13 protein-coding genes and 1 pseudogene are annotated in these 19,848 nt (G+C 60.6%); 6 read left to right on the top strand and 8 right to left on the bottom strand.

All coding sequences use genetic code 11. The annotated features are described in order from the left end of the window. Positions 1-57: 57 nt before the first annotated feature. The 8 genes from SL003B_RS21925 to SL003B_RS21890 form a co-directional block, all read right to left on the bottom strand. Positions 58-1,905, bottom strand: coding sequence for a ParB/RepB/Spo0J family partition protein (locus SL003B_RS21925; protein ID WP_035243678.1), 1,848 nt, complete (start codon positions 1,903-1,905; stop codon positions 58-60). 401 nt (positions 1,906-2,306) lie between these two features. Then, positions 2,307-2,744, bottom strand: coding sequence for a hypothetical protein (locus tag SL003B_RS21920; protein ID WP_003501408.1), 438 nt, complete (start codon positions 2,742-2,744; stop codon positions 2,307-2,309). Positions 2,745-2,865: 121 nt separating this feature from the next. Then, positions 2,866-8,007, bottom strand: a complete 5,142-nt coding sequence (locus tag SL003B_RS21915; protein ID WP_013650718.1) for a DEAD/DEAH box helicase family protein — start codon at positions 8,005-8,007, stop codon at positions 2,866-2,868. A 95-nt stretch (positions 8,008-8,102) separates the two neighbouring features. Beyond that, complete coding sequence (locus tag SL003B_RS21910; protein ID WP_003501412.1) at positions 8,103-8,501, bottom strand: DUF3085 domain-containing protein; 399 nt, start codon at positions 8,499-8,501, stop codon at positions 8,103-8,105. Positions 8,502-8,512: 11 nt separating this feature from the next. Continuing rightward, entirely contained in the window at positions 8,513-9,115 is a 603-nt protein-coding gene (locus SL003B_RS21905) for a DUF1419 domain-containing protein (protein WP_041376396.1), read from the bottom strand. A gap of 145 nt (positions 9,116-9,260) precedes the next feature. Further along, positions 9,261-10,220 carry a DUF3991 and toprim domain-containing protein gene (locus SL003B_RS21900; protein ID WP_003501418.1) on the bottom strand — a complete coding sequence of 320 codons (960 nt, stop codon included), beginning with the start codon at positions 10,218-10,220 and terminating at the stop codon, positions 9,261-9,263. Between the two features lie 223 nt (positions 10,221-10,443). Further along, on the bottom strand, positions 10,444-10,626 hold the full coding sequence (locus tag SL003B_RS21895; RefSeq protein ID WP_003501420.1) for a hypothetical protein: 183 nt from the start codon (positions 10,624-10,626) through the stop codon (positions 10,444-10,446). A gap of 393 nt (positions 10,627-11,019) precedes the next feature. After that, on the bottom strand, positions 11,020-12,063 hold the full coding sequence (locus tag SL003B_RS21890; protein WP_003501424.1) for a phospholipase D-like domain-containing protein: 1,044 nt from the start codon (positions 12,061-12,063) through the stop codon (positions 11,020-11,022). A gap of 158 nt (positions 12,064-12,221) precedes the next feature. Here SL003B_RS21890 and SL003B_RS21885 point away from each other — a divergent pair, with 158 nt between their 5' ends. From SL003B_RS21885 to SL003B_RS21865, 6 genes and pseudogenes are all read left to right on the top strand, one after another. Continuing rightward, positions 12,222-14,963 carry a UvrD-helicase domain-containing protein gene (locus SL003B_RS21885; protein WP_003501426.1) on the top strand — a complete coding sequence of 914 codons (2,742 nt, stop codon included), beginning with the start codon at positions 12,222-12,224 and terminating at the stop codon, positions 14,961-14,963. Next, complete coding sequence (locus SL003B_RS22945) at positions 14,960-16,021, top strand: DUF6088 family protein (protein WP_013650716.1); 1,062 nt, start codon at positions 14,960-14,962, stop codon at positions 16,019-16,021. The genes SL003B_RS21885 and SL003B_RS22945 overlap by 4 nt, the downstream gene beginning before the upstream one ends. A gap of 4 nt (positions 16,022-16,025) precedes the next feature. Next, positions 16,026-17,084 (top strand): nucleotidyl transferase AbiEii/AbiGii toxin family protein, encoded by a 1,059-nt coding sequence (locus SL003B_RS21880; protein WP_003501430.1) that lies wholly within the window; start codon positions 16,026-16,028, stop codon positions 17,082-17,084. A gap of 12 nt (positions 17,085-17,096) precedes the next feature. Beyond that, entirely contained in the window at positions 17,097-17,954 is an 858-nt protein-coding gene (locus tag SL003B_RS21875; RefSeq protein WP_013650715.1) for an RNA polymerase sigma factor, read from the top strand. Beyond that, on the top strand, positions 17,951-18,529 hold the full coding sequence (locus SL003B_RS21870; RefSeq protein ID WP_003501432.1) for a hypothetical protein: 579 nt from the start codon (positions 17,951-17,953) through the stop codon (positions 18,527-18,529). Before SL003B_RS21875 ends, SL003B_RS21870 begins: the two co-directional genes overlap by 4 nt. 1 nt (position 18,530) lies before the next feature. Continuing rightward, positions 18,531-19,748, top strand: a pseudogene (locus SL003B_RS21865) (ImmA/IrrE family metallo-endopeptidase); the annotation flags it as partial. Positions 19,749-19,848: the final 100 nt, after the last annotated feature.

The raw sequence follows: 19,848 nt of genomic DNA, 5'->3' as shown, positions 1-19,848 counted from the left end.
CCGCCGGTGGAAATCACCGGCGGCGGAACATCATTCGAAAGGAAAGTGCGGGGGCGGCTATTCCGCCGCGACGCGATAGGCCTCCTGCGCATCGTCGGAATCGGTTGTACCGGGAGCGCGGTCGAAGGTGTCGGGCAGATCGGCTTCACCCTCGAACGGATCGGGGGCTTCACGTTCATCGACGACGCTCCCACCGACCGGAGCGCCTTCGCCTGTATCTGCATCCGTCTCCGCATCGACCGCGGCGCCCTCGACGGACTCGCCGTCGAGGCCATTCTCGGCGGCGTCAACCTGGGTTTCCTCGTCGTCGGGAGTATCGGCTTGGCTGATCAGATCGGCGACCTCGTTCGGATCGGGCGCGAAGAGCGCCGACGCATGGACGAAATGACCTTCCTTGAAGTGGTCGACCAGAGCCGCACGGGTTTCGCGCACCTTTGGACGCGGCAGGACATTGACCTCCTTCGCCGCCGCTTCCAGCGCCTGCCGCGACAGGCACAACAGGAAATCTTCGGAGCCCATGTTTGGCAGAAAGCCGTCGGCGCCAATGGCGTCACCGGCGATGCGGGAGACGACGCCGCTGTTCGACATGCCGCGGCGGCAAGACAGGACGTCAGTCAACATGGAGCGGGCGGCGACGCGCACCGTCTCCGTATCGAAGGCGAGCTTTCCGTCCTCGGAAAACAGACGCGCGGCATGGCGCCGGAAACGCTTCGGGCCGAACACGGTGTCGTTGGCGCCGGAGTCGACGCGGACGTTCTGGCCGGCAAAGGCGAGAACGAGCAAGGCCATGAGCATGTCGTCCTCGATCGGCGCGCGGCCGAGCGCCTCGTGAAGTGCGTCGGTGCGGAAATCACCGATCATGTCATGGCCCTTCTGGGTGACGTCGGGGCGCGGCTTCGGAGTATCGATGACCCTGCCGTCATGGATATCGCCCTGCCCGCCTGTCGCGGAGACGCCGCCCTTGCCCCTCGCTTGTCTGTCCTCCGGCATGCGGAAAGCCACCGACTGCACCTTGCCGTCGCGGTCGAGATACATGGCCACATGGTCGGACTTCGAGGGTTTGCCGTAGACGCGTTCGGCCTTCTTCGGCAGTTCCGGCTGGCCCCAGTTGTTGACCTCGACGATCGTGCCCTTCTTCGGAAGATTGTTCGTCATCCATTCCTGCTGGGCGCCAAGGAAGGCCTCGACATTGGTGGTGTAGCGCGTGTCTTCGTCAGCCGGCGAAAACAGGTCCTCCACCCATTCGATGCCGTAGGCCGCGGCGAGTTCGTCACCGAAGCTCGCATCCTTCGCATACATGCGCGTCTTCGAGAGTGCCCGAGAGATGTTGTACCAGTCCGCCCGCTCGTTCTTCTTCGGCTTGTGTGCCTTCCAGACCTCCTTCTGCTCGTCGAGCGAGGCGGCGGCGACGGTGCGGAGCTGCTGCTCGTTCGGCAGGTCACCAAGCGCCATATGATCGAGCATGGCCGGCAGCACATTGGCGAGCAGCCTGAGCTTCCGGATCTGCCGGACCGGCAAAGCGAGTGCGACAGCGATCGCTTCCTCGGTCCAGCCCAGCGCAACGAGCCGTTCTATGCCGCGCCATTGGTCGACAGGATTGAGCGGTTCACGGGCGATGTTCTCGACCATCGAGCGCATGGCGCCGTTATCGTTGGCCGCCTCGCGGACGATCACCTCGATTTCCTCGAGGCCGGCGGCGATCGCCTGCCGGACGCGGCGGTGGCCGGCCTGAATGATGTAGCCGTTCCCGCCATCCGTCTGCGGCGACACGACCGGCGGCTGGATGATGCCGACCGCCTTCACCGTCGCCAGAAGCAGGGCATCGGCCTGGGGTGAGGATTTGGAACGGCGCGCGTCGTCGGGATTGTCCTTCAGCGCGCGGGGATCGAGTTTGAGGATCTGCATGGGATTTGCTCCTTCCGGGGTCGCGGAACCGGGACATCGCCGGCTCTTGTCCGTCTTCAGTTCTTCCGAAGACATTTCCCGGAGCGCAGGGCGGGCGGACCGGCGCAACTGCGCCCGAGCGGCCCTGCCGGTCCGGGCGAGCGGGGCGAAGCTTTGCGAGAACGACCTGCAGGGGTGCGGAGGGGGCGGTTGAGCGCCAGCGGCGACGGGAAGGCCGGTCTGCGAAAGGGGTTTCCTCCTTTCTTTCCTCCTCTTACTTTTTCAGACGGGTGAGGGAAACGCGAGGCAGCACGGGCAATCGAAGGAGCCTGCAGGTTCCGCCTGGCCCATGGTGTCAGGGATTTATCCCCGACGCAGGCCCCCCTTCCTTCTCGAATTCGTCGTTGATATCCGTATCACTGCTAGTGGCGTTTTATCAGCGATTGTTTCGCAGCCCATGTTTCATATTCCCGGAGGAGGTCCTCGACTACCGACCACTGCGGATATTTGCTCCGCAAGAGTTCATCATGCTGGTCCAAGCACGGTGACTCTCGCATAGCACTTTGCCGGAGTGGCTCGAGGGCGCTGTGACGCATCAGGGCCAGGCATTCAGGCGACGACAGATCGCGCGGCAGGTGTTCCAGCAAGCCGCTGACGATGATCACCCAATTGTTGACGACAAACGGACGACCAGCCTCTTCCACCTGATCTGTGATCTCCTCCAACATCGACAGCAGCGCGACAAACCGCACGGGCCAGGTTTCGGCAAGGAATTGCGGCGCCATCATCTCAATCGTCCCGCGAATTTCCTCGGGTAGTGCGTCGCAGAAGCCGAGTTTCGAATATTCTATCCGCGCCATTGACTGATCCTGGCATACTTGACAGCAGATTTCCGCTCCCCGTTGAGGCGCTCCTGCGTTGCCCATCTTTATCCTTCGAGAGCGAGACAGGGCAAGGCCAGAAGCCACGTCAGCAACGGGGCTAAGCGGCAATTTCCTCGGCCTCGGCATCGCCGCGCGCAGACTTCGCCAGCGCCTCCTCGACCTCACGCAACTTCTGGCGCTTCTCAGCCAATTCGTCGGCAAAGGCGAAGGTGCCACCCTGCCGCGACTGGTAGGAGGAAAGCCGCCGCTGGTACTCAGCCAACCTCAGTCGATAACGTTCCCGCTCCTCTTCGAACCCGTCGAGCGCGTGCTCGAGGCGGGAGATGGCACCGAGCGGCGTGACAGTGACGGCGAGATCGATCTCTTGGGTCGCGCCGGTGCGCTGAAGCAGGGTCTGGTAGTGGTAATTGTCACCACGGCCAAAACGTTCGCCCTCATAGATGAGATCGAAGCCGCCGATCGATGCGATGTGGACTTCACCTTGGCTCTGGAGCTGGACGAGGGTGAGGATTTCCTTCATCAACGCCCGGCCGGCATCCTTGCGCTCTGTGTACGGCTTGCCCATCACGGTGATTGCGAAGGCATCGCCTGATGTCGGGACCAGGCGTTCGATGTCCTGTCCGATCTCGCCGATGCGGCGATTCGCCGTCTCAATCTCGCGCTCGGCGTCGCGGAGCTGCCGGCGAACTGCAAAGAGATCGTCGTCATGAGCGGCGCGCAGCCGATCAAGGCGGGCAATGTCGGCCTCCAGCCCGGCCTTCTGCATCAGGCGCTCATCACCACTGGCGATGGCCTTGGCCATGGCGAACTGATTGGCCTGGCCTTCGTTCACGTCTTCCAGCCGGCGGATGGAGGTATCGCCACTGAGTGCGGCGGCAATAAACCTCGCCTTGCGCTCGTTGTTCTGCCACATCGTGGCATCAAGGCTGCCTTGCGTGGCGTAGGCGTAGATATCGACCTCGTCGTGCTGGTTGCCCTGACGCACGATGCGGCCTTCCCGCTGCTCGATCTGCGACGGCAGCCATGGGACATCGAGATGGTGCAATGCCTTTAGCCTGAGCTGGGCATTGACGCCCGTGCCCATGGTTTCCGATGACCCGATCAGGAAGCGGACCTTGCCGGCGCGGACGTCGCCGAACAGGCGCTGCTTTGCCTCGGTCTTCTTGAAATCCTGCATGAAGGCGATTTCGGTCGCCGGCACGCCCATACGGATGAGCTCGTCGCGGATCCAGCGATAGGCAGAAAACCCCCTTGTCTTCTCGACATTGATCGTGCCGAGATCGGAGAAGATCATCTGCGCCGCGCCCGGAAGTTCGTAAGGCTTGCCGTCGGGGCGGAGGTAGATGTTGTCCAAGGTCTCCTTCCAGATGCGGTGGGCGTTGCGAACGAGCAGATTGAGCTTGTTGTCCGGTTCGTCGTCCATTGCCGGCATGACCAGGCGGAGATCGATCGCCGCGTGACGCCCATCGGTGATGACCGAGAGCAGGATGTCGTCGCCGGGCTCGGCTGGACGGTCGCGTTCCTCGATCGCCTTGATGCGGGTTTCCAGGATTTGCTGGTAGGCCTTGAAGGCGGGCGTTGGTGCTGCGGTCAGGATCTGCCGCTTGCCGGTCGCGATCACTGGCACCTTCACATAGGCCTTCAGGTCCTCCGGCATCACCACATCGGCGAAGGTGCGGAACATGGCGATCAGTTCCGGCACATTGACGAAGGACGCGAAGCGGCTCACCGGCTTGTATTTGCCGGACGGTTGCAGTTCCAGCTCCGTCTTCTCGTCGCCGAAATTGCTCGCCCAGGCATCGAACTCGTGCAAGCCCCGTTCGCGCAATGCCTCGTAGCCAAGCAGCCGCTGGATCGAGAACATTTCGCCGAGCGTATTGGAGATGGGCGTGCCGGACGCCAGCACCAGAGCGCGGCCCGGATTTTTCGTCTCGATGTAGCGGGACTTCACATAGAGGTCCCAGGCTTTCTGCGAACCGTTCGGATCGATGCCCTTGAGCGTCGACATATTGGTGGCGAAGGACAGCTTGCGGAACTCCTGCGCCTCGTCGACCACGATCTGGTCGACGCCGATTTCGGAGATGGTCAGTAGGTCGTCTTTGCGGGTCGCGAGGGATTCCAGCCGTTCCTGCAAGCCTTCCTTCAGGCGCTCGAGCCGCTTGCGCGAGACCCGGTCTTCGTCATCGACCCTGGTCAGGAGATCCTCGTAGAGCTGCAGCTCGTCGTGGATCATCTGCTGTTCGAAGGCCGAGGGCACGCCGATGAACTTGAACGCAGAGTGCGTAATGATGATCGCATCCCAGGCCGCCGTCGCCGCCCGCGACAGGAGACGCTGGCGCTTGTCCTTCGTAAAATTGGTCTCGTCGGCGACGAGAATGTTAGCCGACGGATAGAGCGCCAGAAACTCGCGCGCGGCTTGCGCCAGGCAATGACCTGGAACGACCAGCATCGCTTTGGCGATCAGGCCGAGACGGCGTTGCTCCATGATCGCCGCCGCCATCGTCATGGTCTTGCCGGCGCCGACGGCATGGGCGAGATAGGTGGAGCCCGAGGAGATGATCCGCCAGATGCCGCGTTTCTGATGCTCATAAAGAACGAAAGCGCCCGAGGCGCCGGGAAGGTTCAGATGGGAGCCATCGAATTTGCGCGGCGCGATATTGTTGAAGCGGTCGTTGTAGACCCGGGCAAGCCGGTCGGTGCGATCCGGATCGCTCCATACCCAGGTCTGGAACGCTTCCTTGATCTTCTGCAGCTTGTCGCGCGCCGCTTCGGTATCGACGACATTCAGCACCCGCCGCTCGCCATCGGCGTCCTTGATCGTGTCGAAGATCTGCGGCACCCGGGAATTCAGCGCATCGGCGAGCAGTTCGCCGGCATGGCGGCGGCTCGTGCCCCATTCCGATGTCCCGGCGGCGCTATAACCAAGTTGACGGGCCTCGACCGTCCATGATCCCAGTTCCGGCATATGATGAATGCGGATCTCCGCCCCCATCATCTCCTTGACGAAGGCGACGACGTCGGACGCCGGGATCCACGGCGCGCCGAGACGAGCGGTGATGTCGGACGGACGCAGATCGGCGGGCTGGACCTCCTGAAGTGCCTCGACATTGCGCTGGAAGCCAGGATCGAGGGCGGCAGCCGCCTCCGCCGTGGCAAGCTTGGTGCGGACCGGGCCGGAGAGATAGGCGTCGGACGTTTGCCACGAACCGTCGGTCGGATCGCGGAAGATGGCCTCGCCGAGATCGGCGATCACCGCCTCCGGGTCACGATGCAGGAGTTCGGCGATATCGTCGATATCGACACGGCCGCGCTCGTTGAGCACCACGGCCAGCGCATCGGCCGCCGATGTGATCACCGGGACTGCCGGTGGCGAGATCACCCGTTCGGAAAAGATCGGACCGGGACGGGCGGTATCAGTCTCGAGGTCATAGTCTTCGATGGAAGCGACCAGCCAGCAATCGGGATCGTCGAGGAAGGGCTTCAGGTTCGGTCGGCGGTGGCTTTCCCGGACCTCGCCGGTTTCCTCGTCCTCCGCGATCGAAACCGTGGTGTGGTTGATCGGTCCAAAGTCGCGGACGAACGACGACCAGGCGATGCGCAGGCGCACCTGGCTGTCCTTCCAGGGGCGATCCTGTTCTTGGCACCTCAGCACCTCGCGCACCGCGTCCCGGACCGGGATCAGCTTGCTGATGATGCGGATGTGCTTCTCGGACAAGCCATCGCCGCTCCGGCCCTTGCGGACCTTGATCGGAACCGGAGAGCCGTCGACCATCTGCATCAGGCCGTGCCTGGCGTCGAAGAAGAAGCTGCCCTCGCGAACCTTCTCGCTTGCGGGCCGAAGATCGACGATCTCCCCGAGCTCGTCCTCCAGTTCGATGTCGATTGCTGACGGCTCGCCGTCGTAGCGATCTTCCGGAAGAAGAGAGATGGCGGCATTCAGCGCCACTTCGAGATCGACTCCGGCGCGACCACGGCACGTATACGTCTCACCGAACGGGCCCGACGTCAGCGCGTGGTCGCCAAGCACGAAATCAGGATGCCGTGCGAACCACCTGTTAATGCGGATAGCGCCTTCGTCTTCTGTTGCAGGGCGGACTTCATCCACGTCGAGCCAGGTCTGGTCGCCCTCAGCTTCTCCAGCCTTGCGCTTGCGGAAGAACAGGATGTCCACGACGACGTCCGTGCCGGCGTCCCGGCGAAAGCTGCCTTCGGGCAGGCGAATTGCGGCAATCAGGTCGGCGGATTTGGCGATATGCTCGCGGGCTGTGCTGTCCGCCTTGTCCAGCGTGCCGGAACTGGTGACGAAGGCCGCGAAGGCGCCGGGCTTCAGAAGATCGATGGACCTCGCGATGAAGTAGTCGTGCAGTCTGAGACCAAGTGACCGATATTGCCGGTCGGAACGCACGATGCGATCGGAAAACGGTGGATTGCCAATGGCAAGATCGTAGATCGGCGAGAGATCGGTGCGCGCGAAATCCCCTTCAATAATCCGAGCTTTCGGCTGCAGGAGCTTTACGATCCGCGCGGTGACAGGATCGAGTTCGACGCCGGTCACATAGCTACTGTCTCGATATTCCTCCGGCATCAGCGCCGGAAACAGGCCCGTGCCGATGCCCGGTTCCAGCACACGGCCGCCGCGCCAGCCTAAGCGCTGCAATCCGGACCAGATCGCCCGGATGATGAACTCCGGCGTGAAATGCGCATACTGCGTGCAACGGGACAGGCTCGAATAGTCACTCTCGGAGACGGCGCTCTCTAGCGACGAGCCGAGATCGTCCCAGCCGTCCCGAAACTCGACTTCACCCGGGCGGCGAAACATGCCGTTCGCCAGCTCGGAGGCGCCGAACCCCGTGAAACGGATCAACCGTTGCTGATGCTCGCGCGTGACTGGAACGTTGTGCCGCTCGATCTCGTTCGCGATCAAAATGGCCGCCACATTCAACCGGGCGCGTTCCTTCCAGGACGCAGCAAGGCCGCGATCCTCGCCGTCATCGAGATAGAAGTTCGCCCGGTCGCCCTGCCGCCGTGGTGCTAACCGCAGGGGCGCAGCGATCGGCAGCGCCGGTGCGGGCGCGGGCGGCGTCGGATCGGGATCGTCGTCATTGGCAGGTTCGGGGGCCGTCTCGGGTGCAAAGCCACCGAAGGCCGTGACGCCCAGGCCGAGCCCTGACGACAGGGCTGTGTTCCCGAACATGTCGAGGGTGCCAGAAGGACCAAGTGAAAAAGGATCGTTGGACATGAAAATGCTCTCCTTGGAAAAGGGCGAGCGTCATCGTTCCGCTGGATTTGACCTGCGGGCGGACGGTCGCGAAGTTGTTGGAAGGGTGCGCCGCGTCAGCGGCGGATCAGGCTGATCGATATGGACGTGTCGTTCATCACGAACCGCAGATGCGTCGCGTCGGGCTGAGCCGCGACGAGCGTTTCGAGTTCGACGGCGTCGATGAATTCGACCCCGTCATCGCCCCCGAAATGTTGCCGCTTGTAATGCCAGTAATCCGGATTGGTCTTCGGATCGCACTCCTCGGCATGGATGACGAGCGGACGCTGTCCCTCGGCGAGTTTTCCGTTGGACATCACGTAAACGCCCTCGTCACCGACCAGCCACAGGCCGGCTCTGGCCTCGGCTTCAGGGGATATTCCCTGATACAGAATCCGAAAGCCGCCGTTTGCGGCCGCGTCGGCACGGCCACGCGCCAGCACGGCGCAAATGTCCGTGAGAGAGAAAGTGAACATGCCACCCTCCCTCACGCCGCTTGTCGCTCGGGCAGGTAACGCAGATGTGCCGGCAGCTTCGCCGCGATCTCCACGTCCGTCAGGTCTTCTAGCAGCTTGCACGTGGTGCCGCCTGGTCTGGCGAAGAACATGACCGTGCGCTTGCCGCGATCAGCCTCTGGCCAACGCTCGCCGGCGTAGCCGCGATAGTCGTCAGCCGTGCTGCTCCAGATATGTTCGAGACGCTCCTCGCGCGTCATCGCCCGGACGGGACGGGATTCACGCTCGACGATGGCTTCGCGCATGCGTGCGGGCGAACCCTTGTCAGCGAGGTCGCAATAACCGTGGAAGTGTCGTATGCGCCCGTCGATCGACAGCGTGAAAAAGATGCTGGTGATCGAATTGGTCAGGAACTCGCGCATGGCGAACATCTCAGCCTTCATCCAGAGCGGCGGCAGGATCTCGAACATGTAATCGTGGGATGCCTCACCGATCTCGAACCATTCGCCGCGATAGAGCGCACTGTCGTCGCCCTCCCAGCGGTTCGGGCGCTGCGCATGACGGTCGAACATGCGGAACATCTGGTGCCGGTCGGTGACACCCTGGAATACCTTGCGGATGGGAGAGAGGTTCATGAGCGGGCTCCTTTCAGCCTCGTCGGGCTGAAGCGCGGCTCATCTTTGCGATGACTCCATCTTCTCTTCAGCCCTTCCTGACCCCTCCCCCGCGGCCGCCTCTCCGTCCGGTTGGGTCAAGGGCCGGCTTCAGCCGGGCGAAGCTTCACCCTTGACGCGGCCGGCGGGCATGCGGCAGGCCTCCCCTACCCACCCTTCTTTCCTTTTCTTCTCCTTTTCTCTCCTGCAATGCGTCGTTCCAGTCCTCAGCCGGCGGCGTCAGGCGGAACCAGTCGCAGCCGGCATCTTCTGCGATGTCGCGCAGGCGGCCGGCAAAGGCCTCGCCCTGACTGTTGGCATCCGTGGCGGCGACGAGCTGCGCGCCGGGGCGCGCGGCGAGCACGCGAACCGCGGCTTCTGTCGTCGGCGACCATCCCCCGCCTGTGCTGAGATAGAGGCTTCCCTCTCGCATTCCTTCGAACGCGGCCAGGCTCATGGCGTCGATCGCCGCCTCGGTGACGCAGAGGCGTGAGGCGTCGAGGGCGCCGAACCGGAACAGAACCTTTGACCCTCCTGTCGAGAAGCCACGCCAGTTAGGGCCGCGCTCCTCCCAGCCGGTGACGCCGCCATCGGCATCAACATGGGCGGCCCACATGCTGCCGTAGGGACCTTCCCGCAGCGCATCGCTTTGGAGGGCGGCACGGATGATGGTCTCCGGCAGGCAGCGTTCAGCACGCAGATAGCGCCACGTCATCGACCCTCGCCAAGGCTTGCGGCGTTTTGCCCACCGCTCGGGGATGGTCGCGGCCGGAACGCGATCTCGAACGCTTCTGGTCCACACCGGCTCTTTGGCGACAAAATCGACCAATGCGGCGACCTGGTCGAGCGCTTCGACGAAGGACACTCCTTCGAGATGCGCGGCGAGACTGAAGACGTCGCCTTTCGCGTCGGACAGGGGATCGAACCAACCCCGCCCGTCATGGATGACGATGACGATTTCCGCACCGCGCCGATATTTGACCGCCTTGCGGGTGCTCTCCTTCACGTCGACCGCAAAGCCGGATTGCTCCAACACGACCCGGCAGAGCACACGGTCCCGCAGGTCTTCCAGTTCTTTTTTCTCCATGCTTTCTGTCGGCGCTCACACGTCCGCCCTTCTTGTCCGTTTCTGTTCTCCCCGCAGTTTGCGGGACCCCTTTCCGGCGGCTCGCGAAGAGCAAAGGGGGCAAGGGCGCGGCCGGCAAGGTGCAGATCTGCACCTTGCCGAGCTGGCCGTGCCAGCCGCGGCGAAGCTTCCCTTGCCGCCTGCCGCTCGCAAGCGGCACCTGAAAAGGAGGGGGAAAGCCGGCTCAATGAGCCGGCCCGTATTCGAAGGGATCGAATTCGGCGATGGTCTCGACCTCGCCGTCATCGAGTTCGTCGCTCGGGAGAACGCCGAACTCGTTGCCGGACCTGAAGAGCGTGACCGGGACCATCAGAGTGCGGGCAAGTGCGAATGCGTGGCGCTGAGCGAGTGCAAGATCCTGTGCCATGTGAGAAACCTCCGTCCGGAGCGGGCCGATCCCGCTCGATGGCTCCTCGAAGGACCGGGGACGGTCGCGATCACCGCGAAGGCGAAGCCGAGCGGCGGCAGCTTGCTAGCCGACCCTCAACGGGTTGATCGACGGAGATCCGGACCTGGTCCAGGACGCCATCGAATCAAGAGCGGGGTTGGTTTGCTTCGGAGGGCCAGGCGGTTTTTCCGGCACAGATCTTTCACCGGTTCCGCAGCGACAGCCACGACCCGGCGTTCTTTCCATCCCGCGCCATGCAGATGCTTAGCGGTGACCGGCGCCTTCCTGATCAGCAATCGCCTTGACGGCCTCGACCGGACGTTTGCTCTCTTGCAGCAAACGATTGGCCGAAGCGGAGACTAAGCACGATCTTTAACCTTGTTGGACGTAGGTGGTCCGGTCGCGCCTTAGGGCCTGCGGCGGAATGATGTCGCGGGTTTGGAGCGGCGTCCGATAGTCCGAGCGGCGGTGAGTGCGACCAAAGCTACCAAAGAGGTGTAAATTTTTCAGTTGCGCACGGTCAACCTCAAAGATGGCGAAGCTGTTGGCGTCCTCCACAAGCACTTCATCTCCCCATGATACGCAAGCATGGTCGATCGCGGCATCGCGGTCGCGTACCAATCGGATGCTGTTGTCATTCCGGTCGAGCACTTGCCGATCTATACCCCGTTTCAACATGACCCCGGAGAACTCCTCCAGGATGGAAAAGAAAAGGGGCTGTCCGACCGGAAGCGCAACGTCGGTCGTATAGGTCGGCTCGTCTCGGCCGGTGAAAAAGCGATTGCCTTCCGAGGTCAGATTGAGAAAATCGTATGTGAGCGCATCCTCGTCATCGCGATCCAGTAAAATTGGCTCCATCTCAAGCGGCACATTAAACTGCTGCTCAAGATACTGCATGCGGTGGCGAGTAGCGCGCCGGCCGCATATGGCGACAGCGGAATCGTGGCGCGTCAATTCCGATTTGGGATCGCGCCAGGCTGACAGCCAATTGAAGGAACCGTCAACGAAGATCCTTTCGTCGACAATGAGCGACTTATTGTGGGCTCCGCGCAATCGGTGAACGGTAACGCCCAAATCCCGGAGCATTCGAATGCCCTCGGCAAAAGACCGCTTGTATGTCTCGAACAAGTCCTCAACTTTGCAATTCTTGTCGACCTGCATCAGATTGAACTCATAGTCGGTGTAGAAATGTATCTCTGCCCTTCTTGCCGCGCCCATCAACTCCGTCCACATCGTCGCCAAGGCTCCGCCGGTGATCCACGGTGAAGAAATGATAACCTCGTGCTTGGCGCCTCGCAGACAGAACGCCAGAAATTGAGACAGTTGTTCCGCCCCGGCAACGAAGGTACTGGAACACTCGCAGGTGCAGTCGAAGAGGTTGTGCTGGCAGGCACGGCAATGGAAGTTTCGCGTCATCGGATCGATCTTTTACTCATTGGTGATAATCGGTTTGACCTAGCAACATCCCGTTGAAAAATGGCGAATATCCATGAGCTATCTGCTACCCCAAACCATGTTCTCTTTGACGTGCTCTTCGATGGGTTCATGTCCCGGCAGGTAGCGCTTAAACCCTGATGACTGATCGCGTTCGAACATACCGACCTGGTTTTTTTGCTCGGCTCCTTCCCCAGGGAAAATGGAAGGTCAGGCTGAACGTGTCGTTACCAGCAGCCTTGCAGCTCAATGTGAACGGCGCCCTCGATCTTCCTTGCCTGGATGTCATAGCAATTTCTGTCACCAAGGCATTGCTGTGGCACTCGGTTGAAGTCCGCTCGCGTAAAGGGATTCATACCCTATCGTGCCTCGGAGAAGAGGCAGCAACCCGGCTTGCGGCAAACCTTTACAGCTTCATCAACAGCCACCTCTTCGACCTGATCAGCTCTGACACCGACCGCTTGAGCGAGGTGGATACGAAACTACAGACTATCACCGAGGGTAACCGGCAATATCTGGCCCATGCCGACCTCGCCCGTGCGATTGCGGGTGTAACCGGTGAAGCCGCGGCCGCGCTTTCGCACCCTCTGTTCGACCCGGAACTGATGCCAGCCACCCTGAAAGCGGTGCTGCCCCGATCGCTCGCGTTCGTTACCGATCCGGACGTGCGCCACAGATATAATGACGCGTTTGTCTCAGCTGAGCTGTCGAGATACCGGTCGTTCTTTGACAATTTAGACGGCCGGTCCTTGTCCGATCAGCAACGCGAGGCATGCATTCGACTGGAGGACAACAATCTTCTTGTCGCCTCAGCGGGGTCGGGCAAGTCCGCAACCATGGTCGGCAAGGTCGCCTATGTCCTCGACAAGCAGCTCTATCGCCCTGAAGAGATTCTCGTCCTTGCCTTCAACAAGAGCGCCGCTGACGAGCTAAAGGAGCGGATATCCAGACAGCTCGCGGTCGATCCAGGAAATTCGGAATGTAAAGTGACTACGTTTCATGCGCTGGGTCGCGGAATTATCGAGGAGGTCGAAGGCCGTCCCCCACAGCTCGCCGACTGGGTCGAACACCCTGCCGGCGAAGCGAAAATCATCGAACAGATCATTGACGATCTGCTGCGATCAGATGCGGAATTCGCCGATCTCTGGGTCAACCTCCTCGTCCTTCATCCCAAGGCGGATATCCCGGTCGAGGTGTTTGGTTCTGAGGCTGACTACGAGCGCTATCTGTCGGTGCGCCGGCGGAAAGGCAATGCGACCATCGGCACGATGGCCGGGATACATGTGAAGTCGCTCCAGGAGCAGACAATCACGAATTGGCTGTGGCTGCATTCCGTCGAATTCGACTACGAACGCCAGATCCCGATCGAAGAGAAAAACGGGCAGATCCGGTACGTCCATCCGGACTTCTATTACCCCACCAGCAAGACGATACACGAGCATCTGGCTATCAATGCCGATGGCTCATCACCCTTCACAGACTACGCCACCCATGCCGAACACAAGCTGGCCGGCTACCGCAAGGCGGGGATGGACGTTTTCCAGACGACGTCTGCACAAGCGTGCAATGGATCGCTGATTGAGGAACTCGAGGCGCAGCTCACGAAACGGGGCATCTCGTTCGAAAGAAAGAGCTATACGGCGATCGTCAAAGCCCTCGAGCCTGTTGTCATCAAACACTATCACAAGCTGATTGCGGTCTGCATCAAACACATCCGCGCCAGTCACCTCACCCTGGACATGCTGCTTGAGCGGGCCAAGGCGCTCCACGACCGCACCCGCGCCAAAGAGTTTGCTCAGGTCGTCTGGAAGATCACCGAGACCTATTCCCGGAAGCTTGAAAAAGCCAATCGCATAGACTTCGACTCGATGATCGCCAATGCCACGCGGCTCGTGGAAGCCGGACAGTATCAGAGCCCCTACTCCCTTATCCTGGTCGATGAATTTCAAGATATTTCCGAGCCGCGTGCGAACCTGATTAAGGCGCTGAAGCATCAGAAGGCATTCACCAAGATCTTTGCGGTTGGCGATGACTGGCAGTCCATCTATCGCTTCGCCGGATCGGACATAACGATCTTCACGCAGTTCGAGGCGAATTTCGGGGCAAGCTGGCAAGGTCGACTGGAGCAGACCTATCGTTGCAACCAGCTCATCGCCGAGACGGCCGCCAGTTTCGTGCAGCGCAATGCCGCCCAACTTAAAAAGTCGGTGCGATCGACACGGCCCGCGATTGCGCGGTCGATCCGGGTCATTCCGACCGACGGTGAAGGGGGCAAGCCAGATTTCGCCGATTCATGCCTCCGATTGCTGAAGCGCCTCGACACCTTCCTTGGCGGGATTTCCGTACAGTGGCGGAGTGATGGACACCAGAAACTCAAGGTCATGGTGCTGTGGCGCTACAACCAGCTGGACCCGTTCAGGGGGGCGACACCAAAATTCGAGCATATCGAGGTGTCGGGACTGTCGTTCCATCGAGCCAAGGGACTTGAGGCCGACTATACGATTCTGCTCGATGTCAGTGAAGGCGACTATGGGGTGCCAAGCCGGATAGAGGACGACGAGCTGTTCAATCTAGTCATGCCGCGACCGGAGACATTTGAGTTTGCCGAGGAGCGCCGCCTTTTCTATGTCGCATTGACCCGCGCAAGCCGCGGCGTGTTCCTGCTTACGAACAGCCGTGAGCCATCCAGATATATTCGGGAGCTCTCAGAAATCGCCGGCGAAAACTTGCGTTTCGAGACCATTGATGGTGATACGCTAAATCAATGTCCGGCGTGCGGCGTGGGCCAACTGGTAGAACGGAAAGGTCGCAACAACGGCCGCTTTCTCGGGTGTAACCAGTATCCCGGCTGTGACCACACGCAGCGACGAAGCGCCGAATGAACGAGCCACGTCGCCTGCGCGGCTGCGCGAGGTCTGCAATCGCTCTTCCAATTGATCGTGTCGGCCGGAAACAACTGCTCTACCGGCCAGATCGCACGATACCGAACGCATTTCGCGTCGGCACGGCCGATGCCAACCATTCGCGTTTTCAGCATTCGTCGATGAACATACGGAGCGTTTGTCCGAAATTTGTATGTGTATTTCGGACTCGCCTTTTGTCCGAAAAAAGTATACATCTTTCGGACATGGCAGCCGACTCACCCGATCTGAAATCAGCAATGCTCGAACGCATACGTGGGGATTCACCGCGCAAGGTTTGGACGCCTAGCGATTTCGTTGACCTCGCCTCGCGAGATGCGGTCGACAAGGCGTTGCAACGCCTAACAAAAACAGAAATCCTCAGGCGGATCGATCGAGGACTTTATGACCAGCCTGGTTTTAACAAACTAACTCAAAAGCCCAATCCTCCCGATCCGCGCTCTGTTATCGATGCCGTTGGGCGCCGCGATCAAACCCGTATGCTTGTAGACGGAATGACTGCAGCAAATGACCTCGGTTTGACAGACGCTGTTCCTGCAAAAATTATCGTCCATACCGATGCACGTCGGCGACCGATCAAGCTCGGCAATGTGACGATCACCTTTCGTCCAACAGCCGCCAGCAAATTGTTCTGGGCCGGACGACCGGCAATGCGGGTCGTTCAAGCGCTTTACTGGCTTCGCGATATTTTGCTCCGCGAAGGTGAAAGTGACCGCGTGAGCGGCAAACTTGCCAAGCTTTTCGAGGATCCTGCGGTCGGCGCGGCCATTAAAGCCGATTTGGCAGCAGGCATTACCGCGCTTCCGACATGGATGTGGACATTTCTCAAGCCGCTCATCGAAGGTGAGAGGGGCGATCATGATCAGCATGTCAGTAGCGATCGCACTGCAGATGATCACGACGCCGACGATCATCACCGCGACGACGATGATGGACATCGCCATGGCGATCCTCGCCTGAAACGTAAGTCGGTCTCGACCCGCATAGCAAGCAACAAACGCAGTCACTCCAGGCAATGAAGAAATGAATCCAGCTTATGACGAGGTCCTTGCAGCTGGAGAAGCTGCGATGTTGAGCGCCTTCGATACGACGGCGCAGCGGCTCGGCACGGCCGCCCAGAACATAGAAAAAGACTTTTGGGTCTGTTGGACCCTAGATGTCTTATTCAACGGATTAAACGACAGTGGTCCTCGCCTCCTCTTCAAAGGCGGAACCTCATTATCCAAGGGATTCGGTCTAATCAGCCGGTTCTCCGAAGACATAGATGTCACGGTATTTAGAGATGACATTGGCGAGCCGGCGACCATCGAGGAACTTGAGGAGCTCAGTGGAAAGAAACGCAAAGCACGTCTCGAGGCGATCAAGGATGCCTGCAAAGCCTACATTAACGGACCCCTGCGCGACGAATTGACGAAAATTCTTGCGGACCGCCTCAAGGCCGCCGGCGCTGATCCCTCAAACGCGAGGATCGAAGCCGACGACACCGATCCCGATGGCCAGACCTTGTTGATCTGGTATCCGGCGGCGACACCGCGGTCGGAGTATGTGAGGGCGGCCATCAAGATTGAGTCAGGTGCAAAGTCTGCGCTTGATCCCAATAGCGAAGTGCCGATTAAACCCTATGTCGATGACGATCTTCCGGCGCTTGACCTGACGGTGCCAGCCGTGCGGACTGTCGATCCTGAACGAACCTTTTGGGACAAGGTCGTCATTGTCCACGGGCTGCGGCGGTGGTTCGACAAGCGCGGTGAACTAAAGGGCGGTGGCCAACGGGTTTCGCGACACTACTACGATCTGCATCGGCTCGTCGCGACACCGGTAGGAGCAGCGGCCATCAAAGATAGAGCGCTCGGTGAAGATTGCGTCGCGCACGCCCGCATGTTCTTCAATCGGCCCGACTTCGATCTCGCCAGCGCTGTTCCTGGCTCCTTCGCACTTGCGCCGCACGACGCGATGATCGAACAGCTCCGCATTGATTACCGGGCTATGCAGGGCATGATCTTCGGCGACCCGCCAGCGTTCGAAGCCGTGATCGACAGCATCGCTTCGCTTGAGGCGAGTTTGAACAAGGGCGCAGACTAAGCGGACGGGGCTATGAAGAGGTTGGACGGAGTAGTGGGGGCGAAACCGGAGCCGGAAGCTCATCGTAACGGCAACACGGTTGTAGCTCCGCTGCGCAAGCGACGACTTACTGGCGAGCTTTATGAGCGCGACAGGAAGGTGGAAACACTCATCGCCGAGTTGGCCGCGCTGCCACGCGACGAGTTAATCGGCAGAGCTGCAATTACGAAGCGCTCCGAGCCGGGATACGTACCCAGCGAGTGCCTCGTGTATTTCATCCGCGCTAGTCGTCACGACAATAACGAAACATGGTTCGAGCGCCTTTATCGTATACTCATGGAGCGGGTGCTCCGCAGCGTGCCCAAACCGGAGAACTCCGACGGCAAGACTGAATCGCTGACGCGCAGCGTGGTGCGTGACAAAGTCTTCAGCCGGTTTGTAGAAATTCTATCCGCAGACCGAGCATCATACGTCGACAAACTCGATTATTTCGAGGTGCGATTCGATGGCGCTGTGGCGAGCTTGCGACGCGATGCTCAGGAACAGGCTTGGCGCGACGAGAACAGATCCAAGCCTCTCGAATATGACGAGGAGAGTGGTGAACTGTCAGCAGAGGTCGAGGCAGCGGCCGGAGCCCATGATCCTTTCGCCGCATCGGATTTTGACGATCCGTCTTACCGGTCGCGTTTGGATGCGGCGATTGAAGCTTTACCGCCAGAACAAATCAGGATCATACATATGCTGAAACAGGGCTTCCCAATAGATTCTAAGGAGCCAGACGTCATGACCATCGCCAAGGCCCTAGGTCGTTCCGAAAAAACGATCCGAACTTATCGCGACAAAGCGTTCGCAGCGTTGCGGGTGGCTCTGGCCGACGGTGAAAAGCAATGAGTCCCGCCGGCGAACGCCCATCCCGCGAAGCCGTGCTCGACGCATTCGCAGTCGAAAGCGAGCCCGATCGCTCGACCCTCGAACGCTACCTGCGTCTTTACCCAGAATACGCCGCAGAACTCGTCGATCTCTCGCGCGAACTCAGCCGCGAGACCTCGGAAGAGGCCGCGCCCCCTTCCGCTGCGGATCAGGCGCTGATTGATGCCGCCTGGTCGCAACATGCGAGGGCTCTGCCCGAGGCAATTCCAGATCCTTTTGCGGCTCTCACAGCCGCTGACTGGCGCACCGTCGCTCACCAACTGGACATCCCGCGCCAGGTTGTCACGGCACTGCGTGAACGGCGCGTGTCGTTTCTCAGTATCCCTCGCCGCTTTCTTGAAAATCTGGCGATCGCAATGCGCTGCTCCGTCGCCCAGCTGGAGTTGTCTTGGGGAGCCACCCCACTAGCTGCGGCTCGTAGCTACAAGGCTGACGGAAAGCCGACCACGGGTGAGCAGGTCACTTTCGAAAAGGTGTTGATCGACGCCGGCATTCCCGTTGAGAAGCGAACCCGGCTTTTGGGGGAGATGGACTGATATGGACAGCGTGGAGCTTGCCAGGCAAGTCGCCGCCGAGCTTCACGCTCACCTTGTCGAATCCGGCGCCAATCCTTGGGCACCGTATGAATTCGTCGTCGCCGAGGCCACGCGGCGGGGGATTGACGTTGAGCCGACTGCGGCGGGTGCAGCTATGCTCAACGGCGGTCGCGCTACCTTTATAGCCGCCGACGATCTGATCCTTCATGAGAATGTCGGCTCTCTATTCGAGAAAGCCTTCCTTGTTGCGCACGAGATCGGGCATGTCGAGCTTGGCGACGATCCGGACGATGAGTCTGCGCCGACGATCGACCCCGCCCGCGCCGCCGAACCATCACCGGTCGGTATTGATCGGGTTGTCGACTATGGGCGCAAGCAACGGCGCGAAGTCCAGATGGATCTGTTCGCGAGAGAGTTGCTGCTTCCTCGTAGCGTCGCCCGAGAACTCCACGTAGCTGGAGGGCTTTCTGCTTCTGAGATTGCCGAGAAGCTCGGCGCGCCGTTCGAGGTCGTGGCGCAACAGCTGCTTGATGCCCTCTTGTTGCCGCCCTTCCCGACCAAGCCGACGGCAGCGCATGAGGAACGGCCCTTGAATCCCTTGCAAGCAACGGCGGCGGGGCATCGCGGAGGGGCCTACCTGCTAGAAGCAGGTCCAGGCACTGGCAAAACCCAGACGTTAGTCGCACGCGTTGAAGGCCTCCTCGCAGACGGTGTTGATCCAAGGCGCATCCTGCTTCTGACGTTCTCGAACAAGGCAGCGGGTGAAATGGCCGAAAGGATCGCGCGCAAAAGGCCCGACGCAGCGGCCGCAATGTGGATCGGCACGTTTCACGCCTTTGGCCTCGATATCATCCGCCGGTTCTATGCGGAGCTCGGCTTACAAAAAGATCCACGGATGATGGATCGTACTGAGGCAGTTGAGCTCCTAGAGGAGGAGTTTCCGCGTCTGAGGCTGGCTCACTATCGTAACCTGTATGATCCCACCCAAATCATCTCCGACATGCTGGTTGCTATATCCAGAGCCAAGGATGAGGTGGTCGACGCCAACAGTTACGCCGCGCTCGCTGGCGCCATGCTAACGAAGGCGACTGACACCGAGGCCCGCGAAGCGGCAGAGCGTGCCGTCGAGGTGGCTCGTGTCTACGCGACCTATGAGCAGCTCAAGCGCAACGCGCATTGCATCGACTTCGGTGACCTTGTCGCGCTGCCGGTGCAACTTGAGAGCGGCGGTGCAAAATTCGGCCACGGTAGCGGCGGGATAGTCCTGCCGCGGGCGGCGTAAAAGTCGTCCACCTATTTTCCTTCTGCAACATGTGCAG

The organism is Polymorphum gilvum SL003B-26A1 (assembly GCF_000192745.1).
GTDB lineage: Bacteria > Pseudomonadota > Alphaproteobacteria > Rhizobiales > Stappiaceae > Polymorphum > Polymorphum gilvum.
This window is presented reverse-complemented; position numbering and strand designations above follow the sequence as displayed.